At 66.4% G+C, this 26,467-nt stretch carries 26 protein-coding genes; 12 read left to right on the top strand and 14 right to left on the bottom strand.

What is annotated here, in order from left to right:
* Nucleotides 1-9 precede the first annotated feature (9 nt).
* From OHS03_RS20730 to OHS03_RS20740, 3 genes are all read left to right on the top strand, one after another.
* Nucleotides 10-1,095, top strand: coding sequence for an ABC transporter substrate-binding protein (locus OHS03_RS20730; protein ID WP_328656347.1), 1,086 nt, complete (start codon nt 10-12; stop codon nt 1,093-1,095).
* An 89-nt stretch (nt 1,096-1,184) separates the two neighbouring features.
* A complete protein-coding gene (locus OHS03_RS20735; RefSeq protein ID WP_328656349.1) occupies nt 1,185-2,087 on the top strand; it encodes a dioxygenase family protein in 903 nt (300 codons plus the stop codon).
* A 94-nt stretch (nt 2,088-2,181) separates the two neighbouring features.
* On the top strand, nt 2,182-3,909 hold the full coding sequence (locus tag OHS03_RS20740) for an outer membrane protein assembly factor BamB family protein (protein WP_328656350.1): 1,728 nt from the start codon (nt 2,182-2,184) through the stop codon (nt 3,907-3,909).
* Nucleotides 3,910-3,920: 11 nt separating this feature from the next.
* Here the strand turns inward: OHS03_RS20740 and OHS03_RS20745 are convergent, their stop codons facing one another.
* The gene (locus OHS03_RS20745; protein WP_328656353.1) at nt 3,921-4,598 is read right to left on the bottom strand and encodes a TetR/AcrR family transcriptional regulator; all 678 of its coding nucleotides are present in this window, start codon (nt 4,596-4,598) and stop codon (nt 3,921-3,923) included.
* A gap of 95 nt (nt 4,599-4,693) precedes the next feature.
* On the opposite strand from OHS03_RS20745, the gene OHS03_RS20750 reads away from it, so the two are divergent.
* Nucleotides 4,694-5,986, top strand: a complete 1,293-nt coding sequence (locus OHS03_RS20750) for a lipase family protein (RefSeq protein ID WP_328656354.1) — start codon at nt 4,694-4,696, stop codon at nt 5,984-5,986.
* Nucleotides 5,980-7,533, top strand: coding sequence for an AMP-binding protein (locus tag OHS03_RS20755; protein ID WP_328656356.1), 1,554 nt, complete (start codon nt 5,980-5,982; stop codon nt 7,531-7,533). Before OHS03_RS20750 ends, OHS03_RS20755 begins: the two co-directional genes overlap by 7 nt.
* A gap of 92 nt (nt 7,534-7,625) precedes the next feature.
* On the opposite strand, the gene OHS03_RS20760 is transcribed toward OHS03_RS20755, so the two are convergent.
* On the bottom strand, nt 7,626-8,783 hold the full coding sequence (locus OHS03_RS20760) for an epoxide hydrolase family protein (RefSeq protein WP_328656358.1): 1,158 nt from the start codon (nt 8,781-8,783) through the stop codon (nt 7,626-7,628).
* Nucleotides 8,784-8,846: 63 nt separating this feature from the next.
* On the opposite strand from OHS03_RS20760, the gene OHS03_RS20765 reads away from it, so the two are divergent.
* Nucleotides 8,847-9,821 (top strand): helix-turn-helix transcriptional regulator, encoded by a 975-nt coding sequence (locus OHS03_RS20765; protein ID WP_328656359.1) that lies wholly within the window; start codon nt 8,847-8,849, stop codon nt 9,819-9,821.
* A gap of 29 nt (nt 9,822-9,850) precedes the next feature.
* On the opposite strand, the gene nrdF is transcribed toward OHS03_RS20765, so the two are convergent.
* A complete protein-coding gene (gene nrdF / locus OHS03_RS20770; RefSeq protein ID WP_056812336.1) occupies nt 9,851-10,813 on the bottom strand; it encodes a class 1b ribonucleoside-diphosphate reductase subunit beta in 963 nt (320 codons plus the stop codon).
* A gap of 420 nt (nt 10,814-11,233) precedes the next feature.
* Here nrdF and OHS03_RS20775 point away from each other — a divergent pair, with 420 nt between their 5' ends.
* The gene (locus OHS03_RS20775; RefSeq protein WP_328656362.1) at nt 11,234-12,178 is read left to right on the top strand and encodes a hypothetical protein; all 945 of its coding nucleotides are present in this window, start codon (nt 11,234-11,236) and stop codon (nt 12,176-12,178) included.
* Between the two features lie 114 nt (nt 12,179-12,292).
* Nucleotides 12,293-13,273, top strand: coding sequence for a peptidase (locus OHS03_RS20780; protein WP_328656364.1), 981 nt, complete (start codon nt 12,293-12,295; stop codon nt 13,271-13,273).
* On the opposite strand, the gene mgtE is transcribed toward OHS03_RS20780, so the two are convergent.
* Together mgtE and OHS03_RS20790 are read right to left on the bottom strand one after the other, a co-directional pair.
* Nucleotides 13,270-14,718: a magnesium transporter gene (gene mgtE / locus OHS03_RS20785; RefSeq protein WP_328656366.1), complete on the bottom strand. Its 1,449-nt coding sequence runs from the start codon at nt 14,716-14,718 to the stop codon at nt 13,270-13,272. The genes OHS03_RS20780 and mgtE overlap by 4 nt on opposite strands.
* 358 nt (nt 14,719-15,076) lie before the next feature.
* Nucleotides 15,077-15,652 (bottom strand): TetR/AcrR family transcriptional regulator, encoded by a 576-nt coding sequence (locus OHS03_RS20790; RefSeq protein ID WP_328656368.1) that lies wholly within the window; start codon nt 15,650-15,652, stop codon nt 15,077-15,079.
* Between the two features lie 80 nt (nt 15,653-15,732).
* On the opposite strand from OHS03_RS20790, the gene OHS03_RS20795 reads away from it, so the two are divergent.
* On the top strand, nt 15,733-16,419 hold the full coding sequence (locus OHS03_RS20795; RefSeq protein ID WP_328656371.1) for a DUF899 family protein: 687 nt from the start codon (nt 15,733-15,735) through the stop codon (nt 16,417-16,419).
* On the opposite strand, the gene OHS03_RS20800 is transcribed toward OHS03_RS20795, so the two are convergent.
* Nucleotides 16,398-16,925: a hypothetical protein gene (locus OHS03_RS20800; protein ID WP_328656372.1), complete on the bottom strand. Its 528-nt coding sequence runs from the start codon at nt 16,923-16,925 to the stop codon at nt 16,398-16,400. The genes OHS03_RS20795 and OHS03_RS20800 overlap by 22 nt on opposite strands.
* A 183-nt stretch (nt 16,926-17,108) precedes the next feature.
* Between OHS03_RS20800 and OHS03_RS20805 the strand changes: the two genes are divergently transcribed.
* Nucleotides 17,109-18,101 (top strand): LLM class F420-dependent oxidoreductase, encoded by a 993-nt coding sequence (locus tag OHS03_RS20805; RefSeq protein ID WP_301902488.1) that lies wholly within the window; start codon nt 17,109-17,111, stop codon nt 18,099-18,101.
* Between the two features lie 32 nt (nt 18,102-18,133).
* Here the strand turns inward: OHS03_RS20805 and OHS03_RS20810 are convergent, their stop codons facing one another.
* The 3 genes from OHS03_RS20810 to pnuC all read right to left on the bottom strand — a co-directional run bounded on the left by OHS03_RS20810 (nt 18,134) and on the right by pnuC (nt 20,481).
* A complete protein-coding gene (locus tag OHS03_RS20810; protein WP_328656374.1) occupies nt 18,134-18,628 on the bottom strand; it encodes a DUF3558 family protein in 495 nt (164 codons plus the stop codon).
* 150 nt (nt 18,629-18,778) lie between these two features.
* Complete coding sequence (locus tag OHS03_RS20815; RefSeq protein ID WP_328656375.1) at nt 18,779-19,843, bottom strand: AAA family ATPase; 1,065 nt, start codon at nt 19,841-19,843, stop codon at nt 18,779-18,781.
* Nucleotides 19,840-20,481, bottom strand: a complete 642-nt coding sequence (pnuC, locus tag OHS03_RS20820; RefSeq protein WP_328656377.1) for a nicotinamide riboside transporter PnuC — start codon at nt 20,479-20,481, stop codon at nt 19,840-19,842. The genes OHS03_RS20815 and pnuC overlap by 4 nt, the downstream gene beginning before the upstream one ends.
* A gap of 127 nt (nt 20,482-20,608) precedes the next feature.
* Here pnuC and OHS03_RS20825 point away from each other — a divergent pair, with 127 nt between their 5' ends.
* Complete coding sequence (locus tag OHS03_RS20825; RefSeq protein ID WP_328656379.1) at nt 20,609-21,055, top strand: RDD family protein; 447 nt, start codon at nt 20,609-20,611, stop codon at nt 21,053-21,055.
* Nucleotides 21,056-21,070: 15 nt separating this feature from the next.
* Here the strand turns inward: OHS03_RS20825 and OHS03_RS20830 are convergent, their stop codons facing one another.
* The 5 genes from OHS03_RS20830 to OHS03_RS20850 all read right to left on the bottom strand — a co-directional run bounded on the left by OHS03_RS20830 (nt 21,071) and on the right by OHS03_RS20850 (nt 25,721).
* The gene (locus OHS03_RS20830) at nt 21,071-21,853 is read right to left on the bottom strand and encodes an NUMOD3 domain-containing DNA-binding protein (protein ID WP_328656380.1); all 783 of its coding nucleotides are present in this window, start codon (nt 21,851-21,853) and stop codon (nt 21,071-21,073) included.
* Nucleotides 21,854-21,885: 32 nt separating this feature from the next.
* A complete protein-coding gene (gene nrdE / locus OHS03_RS20835; protein ID WP_328664338.1) occupies nt 21,886-24,015 on the bottom strand; it encodes a class 1b ribonucleoside-diphosphate reductase subunit alpha in 2,130 nt (709 codons plus the stop codon).
* An 11-nt stretch (nt 24,016-24,026) separates the two neighbouring features.
* A complete protein-coding gene (gene nrdI, locus OHS03_RS20840) occupies nt 24,027-24,500 on the bottom strand; it encodes a class Ib ribonucleoside-diphosphate reductase assembly flavoprotein NrdI (protein ID WP_082843882.1) in 474 nt (157 codons plus the stop codon).
* Nucleotides 24,501-24,530: 30 nt separating this feature from the next.
* Nucleotides 24,531-24,764 (bottom strand): glutaredoxin-like protein NrdH, encoded by a 234-nt coding sequence (gene nrdH, locus OHS03_RS20845; RefSeq protein WP_056812365.1) that lies wholly within the window; start codon nt 24,762-24,764, stop codon nt 24,531-24,533.
* 387 nt (nt 24,765-25,151) lie between these two features.
* On the bottom strand, nt 25,152-25,721 hold the full coding sequence (locus OHS03_RS20850; RefSeq protein WP_056812368.1) for an NAD(P)H-dependent oxidoreductase: 570 nt from the start codon (nt 25,719-25,721) through the stop codon (nt 25,152-25,154).
* 96 nt (nt 25,722-25,817) lie between these two features.
* Between OHS03_RS20850 and OHS03_RS20855 the strand changes: the two genes are divergently transcribed.
* Complete coding sequence (locus OHS03_RS20855) at nt 25,818-26,465, top strand: TetR/AcrR family transcriptional regulator (RefSeq protein ID WP_371852075.1); 648 nt, start codon at nt 25,818-25,820, stop codon at nt 26,463-26,465.
* The last annotated feature ends 2 nt before the right edge of the window (nt 26,466-26,467 follow it).

Below are 26,467 nucleotides of genomic sequence, written 5' to 3' on the forward strand. Positions count from 1 at the left end.
CTCGTGCGCATGCCGGTGAGCGCCCGAGACCGCACCCGATTGAGTCGCACCGCCGAGGCTGTCCGCTCGCGCGGTGTCGTCGCGGCTGCCGCGTTGCTGTGTGCCGCACTGCTCGCCACGGGGTGCGCGGACAAGCACGACGACGCGAGCACGATCATCCGCACCACCACGAATATCGCGGGTGCGGGGGTGGTCGGCACCGATCGCGACACCGCGACCGCGTGCCCGCTGCCCAGCGCGCCCGATGCGGGCTCCGGCGCGACCCGCACGGTCACCCACACCGCCGGTGTCTCGCATGTTCCCGCCGACCCGAAGCGCATCGTCGTCCTCACCACCTCGGCACTCGACGCGGCCTGCGCGCTTGGCCTGTGGGAGCGGGTCGCGGGCGCGGTCACCCTCGACGGCGATCGTTCGCAGCCGATGTACCTGGGGTACGGCGTGGTGAAGGTGCCGAGCGTCGGCCCGATCGGTCAGCCCGATCCGGCACGGATCGCCGAACTGAAGCCCGACCTGATCCTCGGCGACGTCGCCCCGGCCGCCGGCGGTTACGAGGCGCTGAGCAAGATCGCCCCCACCGTTCTGATCGGCGCGGGCGGTAGCTGGCAGTCCGATTTCGCCGCCTACTCCGCGGGCATGAACCGCGACGACGCCGCCGACACCGCCCTGCGGAACTACCTCACCGAGGCCCACGACCTCGGCCCCGCCCTCAACGCGACCCAGTCGCAGGCCTCGGTGCTGCGCTTCACCGCCGACGCCACCCAGGTCCAGGGTTCGGAAACCTTTGCCGCCCAGGTCCTTTCCGATGTCGGGGTGCAACGCCCGACCGCTCAGCGCGGCCGGTCCTTCGACATCACCGAAGCCGACCTCGCCACCAAAGCCGAAGGCGATGTCATCTACGTGATGTTCGACGGCCCCGACGGCGAGGAGCACGGCAAACAGGTCCTGCGCTCGACTCCCTTCGAGGAACTCAGCGCTTCCACCGACAAGCGTGTCTTCGCGGTGGACAACAACGTCTGGCACACGACAGGCCTCACCGCGGCCCGCGCGGTCCTCACCGACCTCCGCAACAGCCTCAACGGCTACGTCACCGATTGACTCGCAGCTAACTCCCAGCGTATTCGCAGTCGCGGCGCAGTCCACGTACTTAGCGTGGTCGGCAACACGACAGCGGCGAAGGAGCAGCGATGGGTGAGCACGATCTGGGACTCGGGCACGATCTCCGAGTGATGTCACGTCGGCGGGCGCTGAGTTTTCTCGGCGTCGCCGGGGTCGCGGCAGCGGCGGCGGGCTGCGCGACCTCAACGGACAGCAAGGACTCGAGCTCGGCCGAGGCCACCACCTCCGCGTCAGCGGAAGCCCCCGCGGCGGCGCCGCAGGAAACGGCAGGCCCCTATCCCGGTGACGGTTCCAACGGACCCAATATCCTGATCGAATCCGGCGTGGTGCGCTCCGACATCACCACCAGCTTCGGCACGTATTCCGGTACCGCCCAGGGTGTTCCGATAACGCTCACCCTGAACCTGCGCGACCTCGTGAAGAACGCGGCAGGCGCCGGAATGGCGGTCTACGTGTGGCATTGCGACCGTGAGGGCCGCTATTCCCTCTACACCGAGGGCGCCACCGAACAGAACTACCTGCGCGGCGTCCAAGTGGCCGACGACAACGGCACCGTACGTTTCACCTCGATCTTCCCCGCCTGCTACGCCGGCCGCTGGCCTCACATCCACTTCGAGGTCTACGACTCCCTTTCCACCGCGGTCGCCGGCGACAACGCCCGCCTCACCTCCCAGATCGCCCTCCCCCAGGACGCGTGCACCGCGGTCTTCGACGCCGACCCCGGCTACGTGAACAGCACCCGCAACCTGTCCGGCGTCACCCTGTCCTCCGACGGCGTCTTCGGCGACGGCTGGGACGCCGAACTGGCCGCGGTCACCGGCACACCCACCACCACCATGTCCGTCTCGCTCACCGTCGGCGTAGCAGCGAAATCCCAGAACACCCAGTCCGACAACGGTTTCCCGGGCTCGCCGCCCTCCGGCAACGGCGCACCGGCCGGCCCACCCCCCGGCGGACCAGCACCCCGCTGAAGAGTCCGCGGGTACCGACTCCCGAACGAGTCGGTAGCCGTGCTCCCGCTATCCTCAGGACGCGACTCTGTCGCGCCATCGCTGGGGAGGGTCGATGAACAACAGCCGGACTACGTCTTTGCCACGGCTACCGGACTATTCGCGGCTGGCAACGATTACCGCAGCCCTCGGTACCGCGGTACTGGTGGGTGGTGTCGCTCTCGGCCTCTACAGTCGGTTCCTCGCCGCCGCGAACCCGGTCACGCCAGGAGACGATGCTCGAGCCGAGCTACCCGATGCCCTGGGAATGTCCGCCATCGTGGTCGGCGTCATGGCACTGCTCATCATTGCTGCCGTTCTGCTGTCGGCGCGACGACTGCGCGCAGCGGGTTTCGGCAACCCCGGCATGACGATATATCTGGTCCTGGCCGCCGCCATCGTGCGCACGATCCAACTACACGTCCCGTCCGTCGCTGAGCAGATATTCGAGCACTACGCGGCCTTTCCCCAGCTGCCCACCGCGCTCGCCGCCTGGGTTCTCGTGTGCCTCGGCATCCTTGTCGTCAGCTATCCCCTCACCGCCGCACCACGTTTCACACCGACGGCACGCACGATCGCGGTGCCTGCCACGACCGGCCTGCTGCTGTGCACGCTTACCACCGGTGGAGCACTGTGGGTCGGTGACGACGACCGGTTCATCGACCATCGCACCGCCGCTTCGGTAGTCGCGCCGCCGATCCCGAATCGACTCGGGCAGGAGCGATTTCGCATCGCTCTACCAAAAGAGAGCACGGTGGTCGTCGGTGGACCCGGCTTCATCATCGGCACGCCGACCGGCATCACCGCCTACGACGGAGCAACCGGCAGCGCCCGCTGGCACTACCTACGACCGGACGCAGCCGAAGACGGCGTGCACCACGAGGGAAGCAACTTGCTCTCCATCCCCTCCGAGAACGCCGTCCTCACCAGCTGGAACCACCTCGGGTGGATCGCATTCGACGCCACCACTGGCGAAAAGCTCTGGACCGAATCCGAATTCGCCGACGACAGCAGATCTGCGATGCGAGTCGCAAGCGGCTTCGGCGCCTCGAGCGAACCGATGCTGGCCTTGGTCGACGACGAACTCTTCGGCGGTTCGTACGGCAACTTCGCCCGGTATGACGCGCGCACCGGGCGACACATGTGGTCCGAGCCCGCCACACCGGATGGCTGCGACAACATGAAGTCGCGGATCGCCATCACCTCGCTTGCGGTTTACCAGGTGCGGGTATGCCGAAATGAGCTGTCCGCGTGGACTACCGTCCTCGCGCTCGATCCAGCCACGGGCGTGGAGACGGCGAAGCGTGATCTCCCTAATCCCGACCCCGATCGCGCACCGAAGGTTTCTGTACAGGAGGACGCGCTGTCGGTTGACTGGGCCTACCGGAACGCACCACTCGACCACCTGGTCGTCTCGGCTCCGGGACTGCTCGGTACTGCCCCCGTCGCAGCCGACTATGTCGAGGTGATCGCCAACGATCCGGCGACCGGCACCCTCGTCACCAACTCCTGGAGTACTGGGATCACGCTGTCGCAGGGCGCAGCGCCAGACCGGTCGCTCACCGACCCCGATGCCGGGCTGGGCGGTGTCTCACCGTTCGACTCGATACTGCTCACCGACGAACTGATCGCTGTCGGTGATGCGCAATTGCGTACGTGGCGACGCGCCGACCTCGTCGAGAACACGCCCCCGGTACCCCTCGGATCCGGACAGGCCTCCCAGATCATCGCCGCTCCCGGCATCATCCTGATCCCTTTCGACGACAAATCCGCAGGCCCACAGCTCATCGGATTCGCACCCTGATCGAACGCCAGCTAGCCCGCTGAGCGAGCTCCCGCGGCGGCCAATCCCAGGTGCACGATTTCGATGAAAGCAGTGAGGTCTCTGATCAGCACGTCGATGTCGCCTGTCGCACCGGCGTCGGTGTGGAGCCAGTCGGCGACGGTTTCGAACAGGCCGCCGATCGCGGAGACGGCCAGCGCGTGCAGGTCGACGCCGATGCCCTCGGGGGGAACGAATCCGTATTCGCGCCACAGGGTTTCGAGGAACTGGGCGGCCCAGCGGCGGTTGGCTCGGCGCTGCTGTTCGACTTTGGCCGAAATGCCGCTGGCTTCGCCGAAAGTCACCTTCGCCACGCGGGGGTCGTCGACCATCGAGTGGGCGAAGGCGCCGATGACGGCGGCGACCACGTCGTCGCGGGCGCCCGAGGAAGCCGACAGCGCGGCGGCGACCCTGTCCTTGGAGAGTTCGCTCTGCTGCTGCAGCAGCGCCAGGTAGCAGTCTTCTTTGCTCTCGAAGAGTTCGTAGAAGGCCTTGTTGCCGACGAAGGCGGTCTGGCAGATCTGCTCGATCGCGGTGTTGACATAACCGTCGGCGGCGATCAGGTCGAAGGCGGCGGCCAGGATCTGTTCACGCCTGCGCGCACGGCGCTGCTCGGCGTCCAGTCCCTGGATGCGCCGGGAGCGGACTTGGCTCTTGTCGGTCGACGTCACGCAGCTCAGCCTACAGATTGCCAAATAAAAACAAGGACTCTTGTTCTTAACAAGGCATCATGCTGTAATCAGGATCACCTATCGAAGGAGATGCCATGCAGCGCAGCACGGCCACCTGCCGGTCGCCCCGGCTCACACGGCTCGGCGCCCGAGCCCTGCCTCTGCTGGCGATAACAGCGCTGGTGGCAGCGGGGCCCGCGGGTGCCGAGGATTTCGAACTGCCCCCACTGCCGAACGAGGCGCAGGTGTATCCGGCGGTCGTGCCGATCCCCACCCCGCAGCACGACCCCTGGTACGCCGATCCGGCCGATCTGACCGGTTATGCCAACGGCGAGGTGATTCGCAGCCGGGTCGTGCAGACCCACGTGCTCGGCATTCCCGCCCCGATGCACACCACGCAATTGCTGCTGCGCACCTCCGACGTGCACGACAACCCGATCGCGACCGCGACCACCGTGCTGATACCGGGCATCCCGTGGCTGGGCCCCGGTGCGCGCCCGCTGATTTCGTATCAGGAGGCGATCGACAGCCTCGGCCAGCAGTGCAATCCGTCCTACACCCTGCGCGCGGGAATCCAGAAGGAGGTGGCCATCATGGGCCAGTTCCTTTCCGCGGGCGCCGCGGTGGTGATCACCGATTTCGACGGTAAAGAGAACACGATCATGTCGCCCAGCGAGGGCCGGATGGTGCTCGACGGCATCCGCGCGGCCAAGCGCGGCGGACTCGGGCTCGAGGCCGCACCGGTGGGATTGTGGGGCTATTCCGGTGGCGGCAATGCGTCGGCGTCGGCTGCCGAGCAACGTCGCCACTACGCTCCCGAACTCGAGATCAAGGGCAGTGTGCAGGGCGGCATCCCGGGCGACAAGGTCGCCATCGCACCGTTCGCGATCTCGGGCCAGCAGCCGCAAGCCAACTTCACCGGCTGGCTGGCTGTGCTCGGACTGGCCCGCGAATACCCCGAGTTCGAGCGACAACTGCAGCAGTATCTGACTCCGGAAGGCCGCCGAGTAGCCGATGACCTGCGGGAACGCTGTCTCTACACCTCCGTGGCAACCACCCTGCTCCGCCCGATGGCGGAATACCTGACCGACCCCGACGCCGCACTGGCCGCCGCGCTACCCGCCCTGTCCGCCGCGAGTTTCGGCGCACCGGAGAACACCCCCGATATGCCGCTGCTGATGTGGCATTCGACCACCGACCAGCTGTTGCCCGCCGAACTGGCGATCGACAAGATCTCCGCCGACTACTGCGCGCGCGGCGTGAACATGCGGATGGTCCGAGTGCCGTTCTCGGAGCACATCAGCGCCGAGATCGTCCCCGAACTGGGCACTGTCGCCTGGTTGCTCGCGGTCGCCGCGGGCGCCGACCCGGGGCCGCGAGTATGTTGAGCGCCGCCACGACCTCCCTGCGCCAGATCCGCGCCTTGGCGAGGGCCGGGATCATCGATCCGCGAAACCCCGCACAGATCGTGCGCACCGCCCGCACCATGCGCGCGTTCGGCCCGATCGCCGGTGGGATCCGATCCTCGGCACAGCGCACACCCGACCGCATCGCGCTGATCTGCGGCGACGAGCGGATCACCTACCGCGAGCTGGACCAACGCACCGACGCGCTCGCCGCCACCTGGCACGCCGACGGCCTCGGCGCGGACGACACGATCGGCGTGCTCTGCCCCGATGGGGCGCGACTCGTCGAATCCATGGCTGCCACAGCGAAACTCGGTGCTCGGCTGGTGTTGCTCAATACCGGGTTCGGTGCGGCACAGCTACGTGACGTGCTGGAACGCGAGGGCGTCAGGGCTCTCGTGCTCGACCCGGCCTCGGCCGTGGTCGCCGAGGATCTGCCCGAACGGATCAAGCTGCTGGACAACACGATTCGACCCGGCGCCGCACCGCTACGTCCGCCCGTACAGCAGGGTGGCTTCGTCCTGCTCACCGGCGGAACGACGGGCACACCCAAGGGCGCACCGCGACGAGTGGAATCTCCCTTGGCCGCTGCGCAATTCGTGGACCGGGTGCCCTTGCGACGCGGGCAGACAGCGCTGCTGTGCGCGCCACTGTTCCACGGCACCGCGCTGTCCCAGTTCATCCTCTCGCTGAACCTGGGATCGACGATCGTGCTGCACGGCCGGTTCGACGCCGCCCGCGCGCTCGCCCAGGTCGCCGAGCATCGCGCCGACATGGTGGTGCTGGTGCCCACCATGCTGCGTCGCATCCTCGATCTGGACCCGACGTTGTTGTCCGCCAATGACACCAGCTCCCTGCGGATCGTGTTCACCGCCGGGGCGGCGTTGCCCTCGTCGTTGGGCACCAAGGCGATCGAGACCTTCGGCCCGGTCGTCTACAACTTCTACGGCTGCACCGAAACCGGCACAGCCACCATCGCCACCCCACAGGACTGGATCGCCGCCCCCGGCACCGTGGGTAAGGCGCCGGTCGGGATCACCGTCGCGCTCTACGACACCGACGGCGCCCGGATCAGCGAGCCCGGCGCGGTCGGCACCGTCTATGTGGGCAACACCATCGCCTTCGACGGCTACTCCGGCGGCGGGTCGAAGCAGATCCGTGGTGGCCTGATGAGCACCGGCGACCTCGGTCACTTCGATTCCGGTGGAAGGCTTTTCATCGACGGACGCGATGACGACATGATCGTCTCCGGTGGGGAGAACGTCTTCCCCGGCGAGATCGAGGACCTGCTCTACCAGCACCCGTCGATCACCGAAGCGGCCGTGATCGGTGTGCCCGACGAGGAATTCGGCCAGCGGCTCGCCGCGTTCGTCGTCGCCGCGGGCGACATGGACGCGGACACTGTCCGCACCTACGTGAAAACCCACCTCGCCCGTTTCAAAGCCCCACGCGATGTGTTGTTCGTCGACGAACTACCGCGCACCCCGACCGGCAAGATCGACCGCCGCGGCCTGGCCGCGCTCGGCTGACCGAACTCGGCGGCGCCGACGAGGGGTCGGCGCCGCCCGCTCCGCCGAGAAACCGCGCCGACCCGTCGCCGCGGGCGCCCTGGGATCTCTGACTAGCGCAGTCCGCGGAAGAACGCGCGGATGTCGTCGACCAGCAGGTCCGGCACTTCCATCGCCGCGAAGTGGCCACCCCGGTCGAACTCCGACCAGTGCACGATGTCGGTGTCCGCGGAGGCGTAGCGCCGGATCGCGATGTCCTCGGCGAAGACCGCGACGCCGGTGGGCGTGGTGAGCGGCGTGGTCTCCCAGGAGCGGACGTGGGTGGCCTCGTAGTACAGCGCGGCCGACGAACCCGCGGTGCCGGTGAGCCAGTAGAGCATTACGTTGGTCAGGAGCCGATCCCGATCCACAGCGTCCTCCGGCAGGCCGGCGGCAGGGAACGTCCACTCCTTGAACTTCTCCACGATCCACGCGAGCTGGCCGATCGGGGAATCGTGCAGGCCGTAGGCCACGGTCTGCGGGCGGGACGCCTGGATCCGGAAGTAGCCGTTGCCCTCGCTCTTGAACTGCGCGAGGCGATCGAGCCGGGCCAGTTCGGGCGCGGTCATCGTCGCCTTCTCCTCGTCGGAGACCGGGCCGAACGGGATGTACCCGAAGGTCGCGGCGTTGATGTGCACGCCGATCACTTTGTCGCCGCCCGCGCGTCCCACTTCGGGCGTGACGAACGCACCCCAGTCACCGCCCTGCGCACCGTAGCTGTCGTAGCCGAGCCTGCTCATCAACTCGACCCAGGCCTTGCCGATGCGGGCCGGATCCCAGCCCTCCTCGGTGACCGGTCCGGAGAAGCCGAAGCCGGGCAGCGACGGAATCACCAGGTGGAAGGCGTCGGCCGGATCACCGCCGTAGGCCGCGGGGTCGGTGAGCGGGCCGATCACATCGAGGAACTCGACGACCGAACCCGGCCAGCCGTGCGTCAGGATCAGCGGCGTGGCATCGGGATTCGCCGATCGGACGTGCAGGAAGTGGATGCGCTGGCCGTCGATCTCGGTGGTGAACTGCGCGAACTTGTTCAGCTCCGCCTCTGCGACGCGCCAGTCGTAGGAGGTCCGCCAGTATTCGGCCAACTCGCGCAGATACGCGACCGGCACCCCGCGACTCCACTCGGCGCCCGGCTGCTCGGCGGGCCAGCGGGCGTCGGTCAGCCGGGCCTGGAGGTAGTCCAGCTCGGACTGCGGGATCTCGATCTGGAACGGGGTGATCTCGTTGCTCATAAGAACAACACTATGAGCACAAGCGGACACCTTCTGTCCTATAGAACTGGCAGAGTCGAATTCGTGAAAGAAACTTCGGCGCGGCTACTTCGGCTGCTCGCACTGCTGCAAACCCGGCGCGAATGGTCCGGCGACGAGCTCGCCGAGCGCCTGGAGGTCAGCACCCGCACGGTGCGCCGCGATGTCGACAAACTGCGCGCGCTGGACTACCCGGTGCGCGCGGTGAAGGGCATCGACGGCGGCTACCACCTCGAGGCGGGCGCGCAGCTGCCGCCGTTGCAACTCGACGACGAGGAAGCCGTCGCGATGGCGATCGCCCTGCGCACGGCCTCGATCAGCGGGGTGAGCGGTATCGGCGAGACCGCGCTCAGCGCCCTGGTCAAACTCGAGCAGGTGCTGCCTGCCCGGTTGCGGCATCGCGTGCACGCCATGCAGGTCTCGACCGTCCAGACCCCCGGCCGGGCCCGCGTCGATGTCGATCCGGCGGTGTTGTCCGCCATCGCGGCCGCGTGCCGCGACCGTCAACGCCTGCGATTCGACTATCGCAGCGGTGGGCGCGAATCCCGTCGCGAGACCGAACCGCACGAACTCGTCACCTGGGGCCCGCGCTGGTATCTCGTCGCCTGGGATATCGACCGCGACGACTGGCGCACATTCCGCGTGGACCGGATGCAGCCCAGAATTCCCGTGGGCCCACGCTTTTCGCCGCGCGAGATCCCGGGTGGCGACGCCGCGGCGCACGTGGCGAACGGTGTCGCCCAGCTGTGGCCCTACCGCGCCGTTGTGCGACTACACGTGCCCGCCGACTCCGAACCGGCCCGCTCCGCGGCCACCTACGGCACCGTCGAACCGATCGACGCCGACGCCTGCCGCCTGGAGATCGGCGCCGACAACCCGCGCGGCCTGACCTTCCTGCTCGGCGCCCTCGACACCGATTTCGAGATCGAACACGGCCCCGAACTGGTCGAGCACCTGCGCCTGCTCGCCGCGCGATTCACCCGCGCGACCACCCCGGAACAGCAGAACGGCGGCGGATAACGCTCCGCCGCCGTTCCAGTCGAGTTCGCTCAGAACTCCCAGTCCTCGTCCTCGGTGTTGATCGCCTTGCCGATGACGTAGCTCGAGCCCGAGCCGGAGAAGAAGTCGTGGTTCTCGTCGGCGTTGGGCGACAGCGCCGACAGGATGGCCGGGTTCACCTCGCACTCGTCCTTCGGGAACAGGCCCTCGTAGCCGAGGTTCATCAGCGCCTTGTTGGCGTTGTAGCGCAGGAACTTCTTGACGTCCTCGGTGAGGCCGACCTCGTCGTAGAGGTCCTGGGTGTAGTCGACCTCGTTGTCGTAGAGCTCGAAGAGCAGCTCGAAGGTGTAGTTCTTCAGCTCGTCGCGCTCGGCCTGGGAGACCAGCTCCAGGCCCTTCTGGTACTTGTATCCGATGTAGTACCCGTGCACGGCCTCGTCGCGAATGATCAGGCGGATCATGTCGGCGGTGTTGGTGAGCTTGGCCCGCGAGGACCAGTGCATCGGCAGGTAGAAGCCGGAGTAGAACAGGAAGCTCTCCAGCAGCGTGGAGGCGACCTTGCGCTTGAGCGGGTCGTCACCGTTGTAGTAGCCCAGGACGATCTCGGCCTTGCGCTGCAGGTTGCGGTTCTCCTCCGACCAGCGGAACGCCTCGTCGATCTCCTTGGTGGAGCACAGGGTGGAGAAGATCGAGCTGTAGCTCTTGGCGTGCACCGACTCCATGAACGCGATGTTGGTGTACACCGCCTGCTCGTGCGGGGTGATCGCGTCGGGGATCAGCGAGACCGCGCCGACGGTGCCCTGGATGGTGTCGAGCAGCGTCAGGCCGGTGAAGACCCGCATGGTGAGCTGCTTCTCGTCCGGGGTGAGGGTGTTCCAGGACGGGATATCGTTGGACACCGGGACCTTCTCGGGCAACCAGAAGTTGCCGGTCAGCCGATCCCAGACCTCGGCATCCTTCTCATCGGGCACCCGATTCCAATTGATGGCCGACGCCCGATCGATGAGCTTCATTCCGCCTCCACACCTTTCCGCCAGACCTGTTGACCCGCACCCGCCGCCGTGCGCGAAGCCCTTCACCCACGAACACTACTCGTAGTGGGTGACAACCTCGGGGAGCACTACAGCTTGTGTTGCGGCGCGGAGAACTCGACCCGACCGGCCGAACACCCACACCACACACGCGGCCCCCATTGTGCGGCACGATCGCGATCTCACCACCATCGCATCGCCAGTGATTCGCCACATGTGTGCCGACTCCCACTTCGCCGGTGAGCGTCGCCACTGCCCGGCACGCCCGGGCCCGGTGCGGGTGCGGGGCGCCAATTCCGGCACACTGGCATTCGAAGCGGGTCTGTAGGAGCGGGAACTGTCTCGCGCGAGCGCGAGGGGGATTTCCGATGCGATTGCGTGGACTGGACAAGGAGAACCCCTGTGCGACACCTCATCCTGCTCTCCGCCGCAGTGCTGACGATGGTCGCCTGCGGGAGCGAACCCGCACCGGACACCATGCCCAAGGGTGGTTTCTGGTCCACCGCAGCGGTTTCCGATCAGGAGAGGCTCGCGACACTGCGCAAGGTCAGGGCGATCGATGTGTGCGCCCTGCTCCCCCGCGCGGCGCTGGGCGCCCTCGGCACCGTGCGCGATATCGAGAACGTGCATCCGAATCAGTGCCGACTCAGCATCTCCGTACCGGGTCACCTCACCGGCATCGACGCGACCTGGAGTACCGGGGTGATGTTCGAGGGTGAGCCGAGCATGGACGGGCCGGTCGACGAGGAGTCCATGGGGGACGTGCGGGTGCAGTTCAACGACGAGCCGGCGGCGTCGGCTGATCCACAGGTGCGCGGGGCTTGCCAGGCGTGGGCGCGGTTCGTGGCGGGGGCCGATCTGTCGTTCAGCGTGCGGGCGCCGCAGGACGCTTGCACGTCGGCGAGGACGCTGGTGCGGATCGCGTTGACCGAGTGGCGCAAGGAGCCCGCGCAGGGTACCTCGCCGGATTCGGACCGGGCGGTGGTCACCGGGGCCGATCCGTGCGCGGTCGCGCCGCTGCTCGGTGTCCGGGTGCCGGTGGCCGATCAGGGTGTCACCACCTGCAAATTGACTGTCGACGGGCGCGATGCGATCGTCACCTACGACTACAACGAGGAACGCTCGATCATCGACGACACCCCGGCCTTCACCGTGGGTTCCCGCCAGGTGTACCGATTCGACACGGCCCAGGCCGACATGGCGTCGCTGTCGGCCGTCGTCGGCCCCGGCCTCGCGCCAGGGCCGACCGACGCGCTGCTCGGTCGGCGCGTGCCGACGGTTTCGGTCACGGCCCATTCGGCGATCGCGGAGAAGGTCATGCGCGAAACCCTGCCGCTGGTGCGCTGACGACAACGTTCTGAGAACGACCCGGCACGATGTTTGCACGAATGTTGCCGTCGCGGGCAGACTCGGTGGTCGGGCGCGAGTCCGGGCCCGGATCTGTCGAGGACAGGGGTGCCGATGTATCGCAGGATGGCGCTGGCCGCTGCCGCGTTGCTCGTGTGCGCCGCATGTGGGAGTGACGACGCGGGCAAACCCCCCGACTACGGGGAACTGCCGCCGCTGCCCGCACCGGTGATTCCCGCCCAGCCCCCCGAGTTCTGGTCGAAGGTTCCTCAGGATCCGAACCAGCGCGCCGAGGTAGCCCAGGCGACCCGCCAGGTCGACGTCTGCGCGCTGCTACCGCGTGACGTCCTGGCGAAGCTCGGCGAGGTCAAGAGCGTGACCGTCGGATTGGATTCGTGCCGGGCCCTTCTCGGCAGCGACAAAGCCGGTGAGGGCTCGACCCTGACCTGGCACGCCACCCTGCTGAGCAGTGTGTCCACGAGCGGCCGAGGCATCATGAGGCAGATAGGCGGGGCGACCGTCCGCACGGTTCCCGACCGCGAGACCGGCGAACCACGCGCCTGCGGCGCGACCGCCCAGTTCCCGTCCAGCGCGGCCTTCTACCTCGGCCTTTCCACCCCGGGCAAGAACCCCTGCATCGTCGCCGACGAACTGATGCCAGGCATGGTCGACCGCTGGCGGCAATCACCGCCGCAGGGCACCTCCCCCGACACCGCACCGACCGTGCTGCTCGGCGCCGATCCGTGCACGGTCCGGGGCAAACTGGCCGGCGCCGTCCCGGACGACGAACTGCGACTCACCCAGTGCCTGTTCAATTATCGCGGCGAGAAGATCACCGTGAGCTACGAGTACCGCGTGCCCGAATATCTGGCCGCCAACAGCACCGAGGACCGAATCGACGGCCGCACGGTGCACCGCTCGGTCTCGGTGTACGACAGCTCGATCCCGATCTACACCGCGGCTGTCGGCCCGGAACTGCCCGCCGAATCCACCGCGTTCGGCAGGCGTATTCCGGTTGTCGAGGTGGTCGCCGCCACCGACGACGTCGCCAAGGACGTCATGGCGCAGACGCTCACGCTCTTCCCGCAGCGCTAGATTCCCAGCACCAGCTTCGCGGTGGTGAAGTAGATGATCAGCCCGGTCGCATCGACCAGCGTGGTCACCATCGGCGCGGACACCACCGCGGGGTCGATCCGGAACTTCTTGGCCAGCAACGGCATCGTGCCGCCGATGGTCGCCGCCCAGCCGCAGATCACCACCAGGGTGATGGCCACGACGATGGCGATCTTCGGCCCGACGAACACCGTGCCGATCAGCAGGCCCGCCGCGGCCAGCATGGTGCCGAGCACCAGCCCGACCCGGCATTCGCGCCAGATCACCTTGAACAGATCCGAGACGCGCACCTCGCCGACCGCCAGCGCGCGCACGCACGCCGTCGCCGCTTGCGCACCGGCATTGCCGCCCGCCCCGATCAACAACGGGATGAACAGCGCCAGACTCGCGGCCTGTTCGAGGGTCGAGGCGAACATGTCGGTGACGCTCACGGTCAGCGTGGCCGCGAACAGCAGCAGCGTCAGCCACAGCGCCCGGTAGCGCGCCAGCTGGAACACCTTGGCGGCCATGTAATGGCCTTCCCACGGCGCCGAACCGGCCTGCTTGGCGACGTCCTCGCTGTCGGCGGCCTCGAGCACCTCCATCGCGTCGTCGATGGTGAGCAGCCCGACCACTCGATCCTCGCTGTCGACGACCACCAGGTTGATGAGGTTGGTGGAACTCATCAGCCGGGCGGCCTTCTCCGCGGCATCGGTGGCCCGCACGAACGGCGGCTCGGTGACGACGAGTTCGGACACCATCGCGTCCGGGGAGTGCAGCACCAGCTCGCGCAGTTCGACGATGCCGGTGAGACGACGGCCGCGATCGACCACGGGCAGCGTGTACACCGTCTCGGCGTTGCCGCCCTTGGCACGCACACAACCCAGCGCCTGCGCGACGGTCAGATTATCCGGCAGCGCAACGACTTCCGGCGTCATGTACAGCCCGACCGAGCCCTCGGGATAGCCGAGCAGCGTGGCCGTCATCCGGCGCTCGCGCGGACTCAGTCCGGCGAGGACCTTCTTGGCGACCTTGGCGGGCGCTTCGTGCAGCATGCGGGCGCGGTCGTCGGGGTCCATCGCCTCGACGAGATCGCGAAAGCTCTTCTCGCGCAGTCCCTGCAGGATCTGCTGCTGGTCGACCGGCTCGAGCTCCTCGAACACACTGAGCGCGCGCTCCTTGTCGAGCAACCGGAACACGACACCGGCCTGCACGGCGTCCATGCGCGCCAGCGCGTCGGCGATGACGTGCGGCGGACGGTTGTCGAGCCAGTCGAGGCCGTGACAGACCCGGTGGGTCGCGACGATGTCGCGCACCGACTCGGACAGGATTTCGAGCGCCTCGGTGACCGCATGGTCTTCGACGGCCCTGCGGCGCGGCGAAATCACTTCGGGCACAACGGTTTCGGCGGGTACATGACGGGCGGTAACGAGATCGACGTTCGACATGATCGAGTCCTCTGGCGTGACAGCGCACACGCCTGCGGCACAGCTACAGGATGTGCGAGAAGTGGAACGAGTGACGGTGGTGCACACCGCGGGGCGTCCACCGCCGAGGCCGACACGCACAGACCGGACCGAACAGGTCAGGATGTGTGGTGCAAGGACGAAGGGGCGACGCCGCGCGGCCTTCGACTGGGAGGTTCGTTGCGCATAGCAACCCCACCTCCTCGCAGTCGCCGCGGGTGATCTCTCCGCGAATCGCCTTGGAGTACCCACACGGGCACACCCTTCCACCCACGAGACTACATGCGGGCCCCACTTGTTTCACCTTCAGCTTGCGTACCACTGGTCACAGTGACACCGATCACATTGCCCGCGGCAGTCCCGCGATGACGGTGTCGACGGCCTGTTCGGCGAGCGGCCACAGCTCGGCGCGGTCCAGGTGTCGCAACGGCCCGCGCAACGCCAGTTCCGCGAATCCGTGCACGGTGGACCAGCAACTCCAGGTCGCGCCGGGGCGCGCCACGGGAGCGAGGTCGCCGACGTGCACCATCATGTCGAGCGCGTCGGCGAGGGCGAGGTAGGCGGGCGAGTCGACCACCGACTCCGGCGAGATGTCACCGGCGCCGAAGAACGCGACCGTGAACCAGCCCGGTTCGAGCAGCGCGAAGCCGATATAGCGGAGCCCGACCGCGCGCAGACTCGCACGCGGCGCCGCCGGACTGCGCTCCATACCCTCGGCCATCCTGGACTCGATCGCGGCCGAGACGGCGCGCAGCAGCGCTTGCCGGTCGGGAAAATGCCGGTAGGCGGCATTCGGCGTGACGCCGACCCGGCGGGTGACTTCGCGGATCGTCAGCGCGTCGGGACCGCCGGACCGGGTGAGCTCCAGCCCGGCCTCGACCAATGCCGCCGCGAGGTCACCGTGGTGATAGGCCAACCCTTGAACTCCCTTTCGATGAAGTATACGGTGTGAACATATCAAATGTGCACGCCGTACACATCGAAGGGTGGCCCATCATGACAGCATTGCCCACCATCGTCGATCACGACGCCTGGCAGGCCGAACTCGACCAGCTCAGGATTCGGGAGAAGGCGGCGACGCGCGAACTCGACGCCGTCGCCGCCCAGCGCCGCCGCATGCCCGCCGTCCGGCTGCCCGACTACACACTGACAGCCGAAGACGGCAGCGATGTCTCACTCGCCGAGGTCTTCGACGGACACTCGCAGCTGATCACCTATCACCACATGTGGACGCCGGGGAACACCTGGCAGTGCCCCGGCTGCACCGGCCTCACCGCGCAGTACGCACGACTGGATTTCCTCGACGGCTACGACGCGCGCTTCGTCATCGTGACCCAGGGGCCGATGGACGAGGTGCTCACCTACAAGAAGCGCGTCGGCAACGCGATGACCTGGTATTCGACCGCCGACAGTCCGTTCGGCGCCGACATGGGCGCCGGCCCCGACGCGGGCTTCGCCGTGAACACCTTCCTGCGCGACGGCGACACCGTCTACCGCAGCTGGCACACCGACGGCCGTGGCACCGAACAACTCGCCTACAGCTTCGGACTCATCGACGCACTCCCCTACGGCCGCCAGGAGGAATGGCAGGACAGCCCCGAAGGCTGGCCGCAGTCGCCCACCTACAGCCGCTGGCCGAGCAGCAAGGACATCGCCGCCTCCTACGGTGACCCGAGCGCCTGACCCGCGAGATCCGCACCGATCGCACGTTCGACCGCGGGCCAGTCGGGCGTGTGGGTCACCCAGTCCGGGACCGGCCCGGCCTGCGCGCCGAACAGGTACCGCCGGGGCACCAGATCGCGCAGGATCGTGTGCACATCGAGCCGGTCGTCGATCATGTGCGTGATGCCGAGTTCGGCGCAATGCGGGGCCTTGTCGGCGCGAGTTCTACAGAAGCGCAAGTGTTCTCGGGGTATTCCGGTGCGAGCGGCGAAGTCGTGATGGTCGAGCCATTGCCGGGTACGTTGCTCGATCCGCGGACCACACTTCGAGATCACCCAGACATTGCCGTCGAAGCGGGTGACCAGCCGATCGAGTACTTCGAACGCGTCACGACTCGGCGGAGTACGCATCGCTTCGTCGAAGCCGCCCGAGAGGAATACGGTGTCCGCGGCGCCCGGTGTGAGCGCGGCCCCTTGGATCACTCGGCCGAAGTCGACGCCGAGGCGGGGTGGGGAAATATTGTTCATACAGCTGCCAGCATGCCCGGGTCAGCGCCGCGTGCCAAATGATTTTCGGTGCATAACGGCCGGTCCAGGGTTCAGCGCGGTGCGCGCACAATAGTTGCCTGAGCGCGCAGAAGTGGAACAGTGGTTCTCGACACCCGCGGCGTGTGGCGCCGCTCGAGTTCTACTCAATCCAGGAGAAAACCTGTGCGCTTCGGCATCTTCGTTCCCCAGGGCTGGCGGCTGGATCTGGTCGGTATAGAACCGGCCGACCAGTGGTCGGTGATGCGCGAGTTGGCCCAGCGGTTCGACACCGGCACCGACTGGGAGTCGATCTGGGTCTACGACCACTTCCACACCACGCCCGTTCCCACCGACGAGGCCACCCATGAGGCGTGGTCGTTGATGGCGGCGTTCGCGGCCACCACCTCGCGCGTGCGGCTGGGGCAGATGTGTACTGCCATGAGCTACCGCAACCCCGCCTACCTCGCCAAGGTAGCCGCGACCGTCGACCTCATCTCGGGCGGCCGGGTGGAAATGGGCATCGGCGGCGGCTGGTACGAACACGAGTGGCGCGCTTACGGTTACGGCTTCCCCTCTGCCGGTGAGCGACTAGGCCGCCTCGACGAAGGCGTGCAGATCTTCCGCCAGGCGTGGCAGACCGGCCGGGCAACGTTGAACGGCAAGTACTACGAGGTCGATGACGCCATCGTGCACCCACGACCGTTGCAGGAGAACGGCATCCCGATCTGGATCGCCGGTGGCGGCGAGAAGAAGACCCTGCGCATCGCCGCGAAATACGCCGACTACACCAACTTCAGCGGCGACCCCGACGAATTCGCCCGCAAGTCCGACATCCTGCGCCAGCACTGCGAAGAGGTCGGCACCGATTTCTCCGCCATCACCCGCAGCTCGAACTTCAACGCCATCGTCGGTACCACCGAAACCGAAGTGCAGGAACGCCTCTCGACGATCGTCGATCGCTTCACTCCCTTCCTCGGCGCCGATGTGGCCAAAGCCCGTGTGCACGAACAGTTCGCCACCAGCGCGGCCGTCGGCACCCCGGAGCAGATCGTCGAACGCCTCACGAAGGTCAAGGATCTGGGCCTCGCCTACACCATCGTCAACTTCCCCGAAGCCGCCTACGACACCTCCGGCATCGAACTCTTCGAACGCGAGGTGATCCCGGCATTGGCGTGATGAGCGACCCGGTGACCCGACTTCCCGCTGGTTCAGGCGGGAAAGTTCGGGACGATCGACTCACCCATCTGGCGCAGAGTCGCGCAGGCGTCGTCGCCCTGGTGGGCGGGGTTGTTCACTACGACCATGCGGATTACGCCCTGATCAGCGGAGAAGAGGACGTCGCAGGAGCCGGAAGTGGGAGCGCCACCGAGGCGACGGCCCGTGCGGCCTGCGACGGTGTAGTCGGCGAAAGCTGTTTCGCCCGATTCGGATTCGAATTCCCCGAGGGTTCGCGAGGTGGAGAACACTCGCAGGTAGGCGGTGCTGCCGGTCCACTCGCAGGTCTGCCAGCCTGCAGCCACCGCGCCGGCAGCGACTTTCGTCGCGGGGTCGACGCCGGCCTTGTGTAGAGCGTCCGCGGTTACTCCGGCGCACGGTTCGAACAACGCTGTCGTTGCCGATGACTCCTGCCCGTCGCTGGAACATCCGACGAGCGCCGCCAACGCCAATCCCCCGGTCGCCACCGCCATGAGCGCGCGCTTCATCCGTGTTCCCTCTCACCGTGCATCGCAAAACGCGGCCACGGTAACAAGGTTCGCGGCCGCCCCGAGCCGTCGTTCGCCAAGCCTGGGCCGATCACCACAACCCCGCCCCCGATGCTGTGACGAACTCGCACGGTGCGCTCGGTCTGCGTCCTAGGTGCACGCCCGTTCGTTTGTGGCGCGCTCCGGCAGCGGGTCCGCGATGTCCCAGCCTTCGGCCAGCAGCGCGTCGACAGCGGCCACGGCGGTGGCGAGGCGCTGTTCGGGTGGACCGGTCAGCATCGTGAATCGTCGGCCGGTGCGGGTGAGTTCGGTGCGGAAACGCTCGGTCATCCACGGCCGCAGGTGCTCGCCGTCGCGCACACCGTCGTCTTCGAACGCGACGCCGACATGGTCGGTGAGCAGCCACAGGTGCTGGCGGCGCTCGGCGACCATGCTGGGATGGGCGTAGCCGAGATAGCGCTCGTGCCAGATGGTCGTGGCGAAGGCATCGGTATCGCAGACGAGTACCGGGCCGGTGTCGCGGGCCGCGCGATCCTCGCCCGCCTGCTGGTGCGCGGCGATCAGCGGGAATTCCGGCGAGGTGAAGTCGATATCGGACCAGTGCCCGCCGGGACCGAGTGCGGCCAGCTTTCGTTCGCTGTATTCGCGGCCGTACTCGGGGACGTAGCGGGCGCCGTAGTGCGCGGCGAGCGCGTGCGAGACGGTCGTGGTTCCGGTCGATTCCGCACCGAGCACCACCACCCGCTTGGTCATCGCGGCGCGAACCGGCGGGGACAGGAAGTCCCAGTGCGCGAGGGGATTTCGGCGGATCTCGGTCGCCGAGATCGGGTGGCGCAGTCGCCTCGGGTCGACGCAGATCGCGTCGGCGCCGAAGCGACGGCCCAGCTCGTCGCCGTAAGCCTCCGAGGTGAAGACCGCGTCGACGGGGTCTGCGACAGCGGCGAAGAACACCGCCATGTGGGCGTCCCAGATGGCGGAGTCGGTGATGTCCATCGGCACGTCGTCAACGGCGCCGACGACGGAAATTGCTGGATCAGAATGCATTTCGCGCATCCAGGCCACGCGGTCGGCGAGCGGCATCGACTCCACCGACGACGCGCAGACCAGCACGGTCAGCCGCTCACAGCGGGCGGCGGCGGTACGAACCAGGTGGTGATGACCCGCGTGCGGCGGATAGAACTTGCCGAGAACCAGCCCGTGCCCATACCGCGTCATGCCGCGACCGCCACCGGGGCCTCGACCACATCACGACGCCAAGCGATCAACCCACGAACGCACAGCGCGAGGAATCCGAGGTACAACAGCGCCGTCAGGTACAGCCCCTTGTAGGCATACAGCGGGATGTAGACGAGGTCGGCCGCGATCCACAACCACCACGACTCCAGCCGTTTACGGCACTGCCCGTAGGTCGCCATCAGCGACAGCGCGGTGGTGAGCGCGTCCCAGAACGGCACGGTGGACTCGGTGGCCGTGTCGAGCAGCACGGTGATCGCGGCGGTACCGAGTACTCCGAACGCCGCGAGCCACAGCCATTCGACCCGCGTCGTCCGACGCACCGGCAGCGGCTCGGTGCGCGAGGACCCGTGCACCCACGTCCACCACCCGTACCCGGCCAGCGCGATGAACACCACCTGCAACCCCGCGTCGGCGAAAAGCCCCGCCTGGGTGAACAACAGAATGAAGAACACATTGTTGGCGATGCCGATCGGCCAGTTCGCGATGTGCTGGCGAGCGACCAACCACACACACAGCGCCCCACTGCCGAACCCGAGCACCTCGGTCCAACTCACGGCCGTCCCGAGCACCGTGAACAACGGCTGCTGCAGTGCGGCAACCAGATCCAGCAGGTCCATCTCCCACCCTCACTATTAGTCATATCGACCATAATTCATGCGAGGCCCCGCCGCAAGAGACCCGGTGAACAGGTCGACAAGGTCGGCAGCGGGTACTTGTTAAGCGGTGTCGACCACGCTGAGCCCCATGAGCAACGCAGCACCGCCCCGGCACGCGGCGAGGAACAGCGGATACGCCCGTGGCGCCGACGCGCAGCCGTCGCGCATCGCTCCCGAGACACGTCGGCGCCCGACGGACGAATTCCCGCTCACCGGAAGCACTTCCAGCGGCGACGAGACCGGCGTGATACCCGCGTTCCTCATCGATATGGCATTGCACGCCGCGATCGGCGCCACCGCCTGGTACATCGCATCCGGCACGACGGCCGTTCTGTACGGCATCCTCGCCTGGCTCGGCGCGTCCTTCCTGCACCGCACGATCGTCCAACGGCTCACCCGGACGACGATCGGCAAGTGCTCATACGGACTCCGACTGCGTCACCCCGACGGCACCTACCCGTCGACCTGGCAGCTGATCGGCCAGTGGTTCCGCGGCGGCTGGTCCTGCTTCGACCTCTTCGACAGTGCCCCATAACTCGAAAGGGCAGGTTCAGCTATCGGCTCCAGGTATGGGATCGTTCCGTTTCGTCAGGTCCTCGACGCAGTACGCGCAAGACTGTTTGACCATGCCCTTGTTCGTGTGGTAGCGCGTGTGCGCATTACGCGTGCTTGATGGCATGGGCCACCCCTTGCGCACAGCGGACATTTTTGCCCGAGTCTCCGCGCTGGCCGTCCGTCCGTAGTTCGGGTTTCCCGCGCCGGTCCTCATCTCCGAAAGACGCCGACGCGATTCCTCCGACATCAAATGGCCGAATCCGGGGTGCTCTGGCCCGAACTTTCCAAATTTGGGATTGGCTTCCCCTTGGTATGAGCCTTTGCGTTCGGCCGACCATTTCATTCGCTGTGCAGGCGAGTGCGTACGCCCGTGAAACGGATTCTCTTCGCCGAACCGGCTCGAACCCGGACGGCCGGTCGACCGGATCCGCGCAGCCTCCCGCATTTCCGCAGTCCAGTCCACACCAACAGGTCCGAGTCCGCCATCAGCGAGGTTGAGTAATGGCTGGCCTTCCTTCCGAAGATACGCGATCCAATCGATCTCGGCCCGGCCGAGCTTCTTGAGGCCGTATACCCAATCCAGGACATCCGCGATCACATCATCGCAATCCTGCTTGCGCAGCCAGTCATAGAACGGGGTCTTTCGACCTGCGCTGGCAGCCTTGAAATGCTGACGGAGCCGCACATGCTCCGACTTTGTCGTCAGCCCTATATAGCGATAATCAAACTCAGCGCGGAGACGAATCCCGTAGATCACACCACAAGCCGCCTTGCCCATCGGACCTCCGCGCCGAGTTTGCTACTGAAGAACTACAACATGCACGAGACGCAATTCTCTATTTCAGTCCCTTGCAAGGCCATTTGGCGCAAACGGATATAGTACAGAGTCTTGATTCCCTTGCGCCAGGCGTAGATCTGGGCCTTGTTGATGTCGCGGGTAGTCGCGGTGTCTTTGAAGAACAGGGTCAAAGACAGGCCCTGATCCACGTGCTGGGTGGCAGCAGCGTAGGTGTCGATGATCTTCTCGTAACCGATTGCGTAGGCGTCGTCGTAGTACTCGAGATTGTCGTTGTCCAGGTAAGGGGCCGGGTAGTAGACGCGGCCGATCTTGCCTTCCTTGCGGATCTCGATCTTCGACGCCACCGGGTGGATCGAGCTGGTGGAGTGGTTGATGTAGGAGATCGAACCCGTCGGCGGCACGGCCTGCAGGTTCTGGTTGTAGATGCCGTATTCCTGCACCGAGGCCTTCAGCAGACGCCAGTCGTCCTGGGTGGGGATGCGCACGCCGGCCTCGGCGAACATCTGCGCCACCTTGTCGGTCTTGGGCACCCACGCCTGCTCGGTGTACTTGTCGAAGTACTCGCCGCTGGCGTACTTGGATTCGGCGAACCCACCGAACGAGGAGCCGCGCTCCTTGGCGATCAGGTTCGAGGACCGAATCGCGTGGTAGACCACGGTATAGAAGTAGATGTTGGTGAAATCCACACCTTCTTCGGAGCCGTAGTGGACCCGCTCACGCGCCAGGTATCCGTGCAGGTTCATCTGCCCGAGGCCGATGGCGTGGGACTCGTTGTTGCCCTGCTCGATCGAGGGCACCGAGAAGATGTGGGTCTGATCCGAGACAGCGGTGAGCGCGCGGATCGAGGTCTCGATGGTCTGACCGAAGTCGGGCGAGTCCATCGCCTTGGCGATGTTGAGCGAACCGAGGTTGCACGAAATGTCCTTGCCCACCTTGGAATAGGACAGATCGTCGTTGAATTCCGAGGGGGTGGAGACCTGGAGGATCTCCGAGCACAGGTTCGAGTGGGTGATCTTGCCCTTGATCGGGTTGGCCCGGTTCACCGTGTCCTCGAACATGATGTAGGGGTAGCCCGACTCGAACTGCAGCTCGGCGATGGTCTGGAAGAACTCGCGCGCCTTGATCTTCGACTTACGGATGCGCTTGTCGTCGACCATCTCGTAGTACTTCTCGGTGACGTTCACATCGGCGAACGGCACACCGTAGATGCGCTCGACGTCGTACGGCGAGAACAGGTACATGTCCTCGTTCTTCTTCGCCAGCTCGAAGGTGATGTCGGGGATCACCACACCCAGCGACAGCGTCTTGATGCGGATCTTCTCGTCGGCGTTCTCGCGCTTGGTGTCGAGGAAGCGGTAGATGTCGGGGTGGTGCGCGTGCAGGTACACCGCGCCCGCGCCCTGACGCGCACCCAACTGGTTGGCGTAGGAGAACGAGTCCTCGAGCAGCTTCATGATCGGGATGACACCCGAGCTCTGGTTCTCGATCTTCTTGATCGGGGCGCCGTGCTCACGAATGTTGCTCAGCAGCAGGGCGACGCCGCCGCCGCGCTTGGACAGCTGCAGCGCGGAGTTGATGGAGCGCCCGATGGACTCCATGTTGTCCTCGATGCGCAGCAGGAAGCAGGACACGGGCTCGCCGCGCTGCTTCTTGCCGGAGTTGAGGAAGGTGGGGGTGGCGGGCTGGAAGCGGCCGTCGATGATCTCGTCGACCAGGTTGCTCGCGAGCACCTCGTCACCGGCGGCCAGCGTCAGCGCGACCATGCAGACGCGATCTTCGAACCGCTCCAGGTAGCGCTTACCGTCGAAGGTCTTGAGCGTGTACGAGGTGTAGTACTTGAACGCGCCGAGGAAGGTCGGGAACCGGAACTTCTTGGCATAGGCCTGCTGGAACAGCTGCTTGACGAAGGGGCGACCGTACTGGTCGAGCACCTCGGTCTCGTAGTAGTTCTCCTTGACCAGGTAATCCAGCTTCTCGTCCAGGTTGTGGAAGAAGACCGTGTTCTGGTTCACGTGCTGGAGGAAGTACTGGTTCGCGGCCTCTCGATCCTTGTCGAACTGGATCTCACCGTTGGGGCCGTACAGGTTCAACATCGCGTTGAGGGCGTGGTAGTCGAGCACCTCGCCCGCCTCGCCGCGCACCGCCGACTTCTCTAGGCGTGCTGACTTGCCTGCCGGTGCTGTGGTTGCTGTTGCCAAAACAATCCCAATCCCTCTCGGACGCGCGCGACGTCCTCAGCGGTTCCCATGAGTTCGAAGCGATACAGATACGGCACCCCGCATTTTTGCGAGATGATGTCTCCTGCAACGCAATAGGTATCGCCGAAGTTCGTGTTGCCGGCCGCGATCACCCCGCGCAGCAGCGCGCGGTTGTGTGGGTCGTTGAGGAACTTGGCGACTTGCCGCGGAACGAGGTCCTTGTCGGGACGCTGTCCACCCATGACGTGCCGACCACCGCCATAGGTGGGGGTGATCAGCACGTAGGGTTCGTCGATCCGCGGCGGATCAGATGATGTGTGCAGTGGAAGTCGAGTAGCCGGGAGACCGAGCTTCTCGACGAAACGATGGGTGTTCTCCGAGGCGCTGGAGAAGTAGACCAGCCCGCCCGGAGACATCTGCTCGGGCATGGCGCCTCCTTACCGGCGAACCGGCGCGAACTAGGCAGCCGCGACGGCGAGCGACTTGATGCGGTCGGGACGGAAGCCCGACCAGTGATCCTCACCCGCGACGACGACCGGCGCCTGCAGGTAGCCCAGTGCCATGACGAAATCACGCGCCTCGTCGTTCTCCGAGATGTCGATGACGTCGTAGTCCACCCCGACCTTGTCGAGCGCCTTGTAGGTGGCGTTGCACTGCACGCAAGCGGGCTTGGTGTACACGGTGATGGTCATGATGGAAGTCCCTCTCTCCTATGCCTGATCCACAGCCTGTGATCCGTATGCAATGCACGAACGGGTGATGCTGCGCAAACTCCTGGATCTAGCGAAGAAAGCCCTGCTCGCAACCCCTTCCCTTGGGCCCGATCAGTGGTGGCTTCACACCGTCTTCCAGTACGACAGACACTACACCTAGTGTCCGACAGATGGGAACAACACAAGGTGTTGCGAGTCGCACGGATGTAATTCCCACGCGGTAAGTCCCAGGACGGGCTACCGGCCAGCAGGGAAAACAGTGGTTCAGATCACGATTTCATCTACCGGCGAGTCTTCAGCAAACCCCGTGGACAGCCGAAGGGCGTCGCATCCGTGACGGATGCGACGCCCTGCCGAACGCTCAGCTTACGCCGAGACCAAAGTGCCGTTCACCGCGGCGACCAACTCGTGGACGGTCGCGCCGAGCTGGGTCAGCGCCTCGGCGTCCTCGGTCGGATGAGTCTGCGCGAAACGCTCGCCGATGGTCGCGAACTGCGCGTGCGCCGACTCGACGACGACGCCGCCCGCCACGCCCACGGACTTGACGGTGTCGCCGTGCGCCCACGCCGCGGCGTTCGGGCTGATCGACGCGCTCACCACGGCGACCGGCTTACCCTTGATCGAGCCGGCGCCGTACGGACGCGAGGCCCAGTCGATGGCGTTCTTCAGCACGGCGGGCAGGGTGCCGTTGTATTCGGGAGTGACCAGCAGGACGGCATCGGCCGCGGCGACGGCGGCACGCAGCGCGGCGGCCTGCGCGGGCACGGCGTCGGGCACATCGAGGTCTTCGTTGTAGAACGGGATCTCGCCGAGACCCTCGTAGATGGTGATGTCGACGTCGGCGGGCGCGGTCTGCACGGCAGCCTCGGCCAGGCGGCGATTGATGGAGCCCGCGCGCAGGCTTCCGACGAGAGTAAGGATGCGGGTCTCGCTCATTGCGACTCCTGGTGTACTCAGTGGAATGATCCAAGTTTCATCCGACAATAACCGGACCTCGGTCCGATTACTTCCCGCGGAGGACGTGTGAGCGGCGTGAGCTACGGCACACCCAGATCCGACGAGCCGCCCCTGCTGGGGATCGGACAGCCGCTGCCCGGCAGCGCGGAACCCGTCGAACGTGCCGATGCCGCGCGCAATCGCGCGCTACTGCTCGACGCGGCCCAGCAGTTGGTGCGTGAGCACGGCGTCGACGGTCTGACGATGGACGCGCTGGCCAAGCGCGCGGGAGTGGGCAAGGGCACGGTCTTTCGCCGATTCGGCAATCGCACCGGGCTGATGCTGGCGCTGCTGGATCATTCCGAGCAGAAGTTCCAGGCCGCGTTCATGTTCGGCCCGGCACCGCTCGGCCCCGAGGCGAACCCGGTCGAGCGGCTGATCGCGTTCGGGCGGACTCGGCTGCTCGATGTCGAGGTCGAGGGCGATCTGCATCGGGCCGCCGAGGAGAACGGGCGTTTCGGCGGCGGGCCGTACGCCCTGCACAAGGCGCACGTCACGCTGCTGCTGCGCGCGGCCGGGGTCGACGGTGAAGTCGCGCTGATCGCCGACTCGCTGCTGTCCACGCTGTCGGCGGCGCTGATCATCCACCAGGTCGAGGTGCTGGGCTACTCGCGCGAGCAGATCGGCGACAACTGGGAATGGCTGGTTCGCCGGGTCATTTCCCCTGCCCCACAAGTAGAGTGAGA

It is taken from the genome of Nocardia salmonicida, from assembly GCF_036142455.1.
Lineage (GTDB): Bacteria > Actinomycetota > Actinomycetes > Mycobacteriales > Mycobacteriaceae > Nocardia > Nocardia salmonicida.

Bases quoted from the DNA above. Each gene is read 5' to 3' on its own strand.
- nrdH (WP_056812365.1), bottom strand. From the start codon at position 24,764: ATGACCATCACCGTGTACACCAAGCCCGCTTGCGTGCAGTGCAACGCC.
- OHS03_RS20850 (WP_056812368.1), bottom strand. From the start codon at position 25,721: ATGAGCGAGACCCGCATCCTTACTCTCGTCGGAAGCCTGCGCGCGGGC.
- OHS03_RS20755 (WP_328656356.1), top strand. From the start codon at position 5,980: ATGTTGAGCGCCGCCACGACCTCCCTGCGCCAGATCCGCGCCTTGGCG.
- OHS03_RS20795 (WP_328656371.1), top strand. From the start codon at position 15,733: ATGACAGCATTGCCCACCATCGTCGATCACGACGCCTGGCAGGCCGAA.
- mgtE (WP_328656366.1), bottom strand. From the start codon at position 14,718: ATGTCGAACGTCGATCTCGTTACCGCCCGTCATGTACCCGCCGAAACC.
- OHS03_RS20800 (WP_328656372.1), bottom strand. From the start codon at position 16,925: ATGAACAATATTTCCCCACCCCGCCTCGGCGTCGACTTCGGCCGAGTG.
- OHS03_RS20780 (WP_328656364.1), top strand. From the start codon at position 12,293: ATGTATCGCAGGATGGCGCTGGCCGCTGCCGCGTTGCTCGTGTGCGCC.
- pnuC (WP_328656377.1), bottom strand. From the start codon at position 20,481: ATGGACCTGCTGGATCTGGTTGCCGCACTGCAGCAGCCGTTGTTCACG.
- OHS03_RS20760 (WP_328656358.1), bottom strand. From the start codon at position 8,783: ATGAGCAACGAGATCACCCCGTTCCAGATCGAGATCCCGCAGTCCGAG.
- OHS03_RS20740 (WP_328656350.1), top strand. From the start codon at position 2,182: ATGAACAACAGCCGGACTACGTCTTTGCCACGGCTACCGGACTATTCG.
- OHS03_RS20750 (WP_328656354.1), top strand. From the start codon at position 4,694: ATGCAGCGCAGCACGGCCACCTGCCGGTCGCCCCGGCTCACACGGCTC.
- nrdF (WP_056812336.1), bottom strand. From the start codon at position 10,813: ATGAAGCTCATCGATCGGGCGTCGGCCATCAATTGGAATCGGGTGCCC.
- OHS03_RS20735 (WP_328656349.1), top strand. From the start codon at position 1,185: ATGGGTGAGCACGATCTGGGACTCGGGCACGATCTCCGAGTGATGTCA.
- OHS03_RS20815 (WP_328656375.1), bottom strand. From the start codon at position 19,843: ATGACGCGGTATGGGCACGGGCTGGTTCTCGGCAAGTTCTATCCGCCG.
- OHS03_RS20810 (WP_328656374.1), bottom strand. From the start codon at position 18,628: ATGAAGCGCGCGCTCATGGCGGTGGCGACCGGGGGATTGGCGTTGGCG.
- OHS03_RS20825 (WP_328656379.1), top strand. From the start codon at position 20,609: ATGAGCAACGCAGCACCGCCCCGGCACGCGGCGAGGAACAGCGGATAC.
- nrdI (WP_082843882.1), bottom strand. From the start codon at position 24,500: ATGCCCGAGCAGATGTCTCCGGGCGGGCTGGTCTACTTCTCCAGCGCC.
- OHS03_RS20830 (WP_328656380.1), bottom strand. From the start codon at position 21,853: ATGGGCAAGGCGGCTTGTGGTGTGATCTACGGGATTCGTCTCCGCGCT.
- OHS03_RS20730 (WP_328656347.1), top strand. From the start codon at position 10: ATGCCGGTGAGCGCCCGAGACCGCACCCGATTGAGTCGCACCGCCGAG.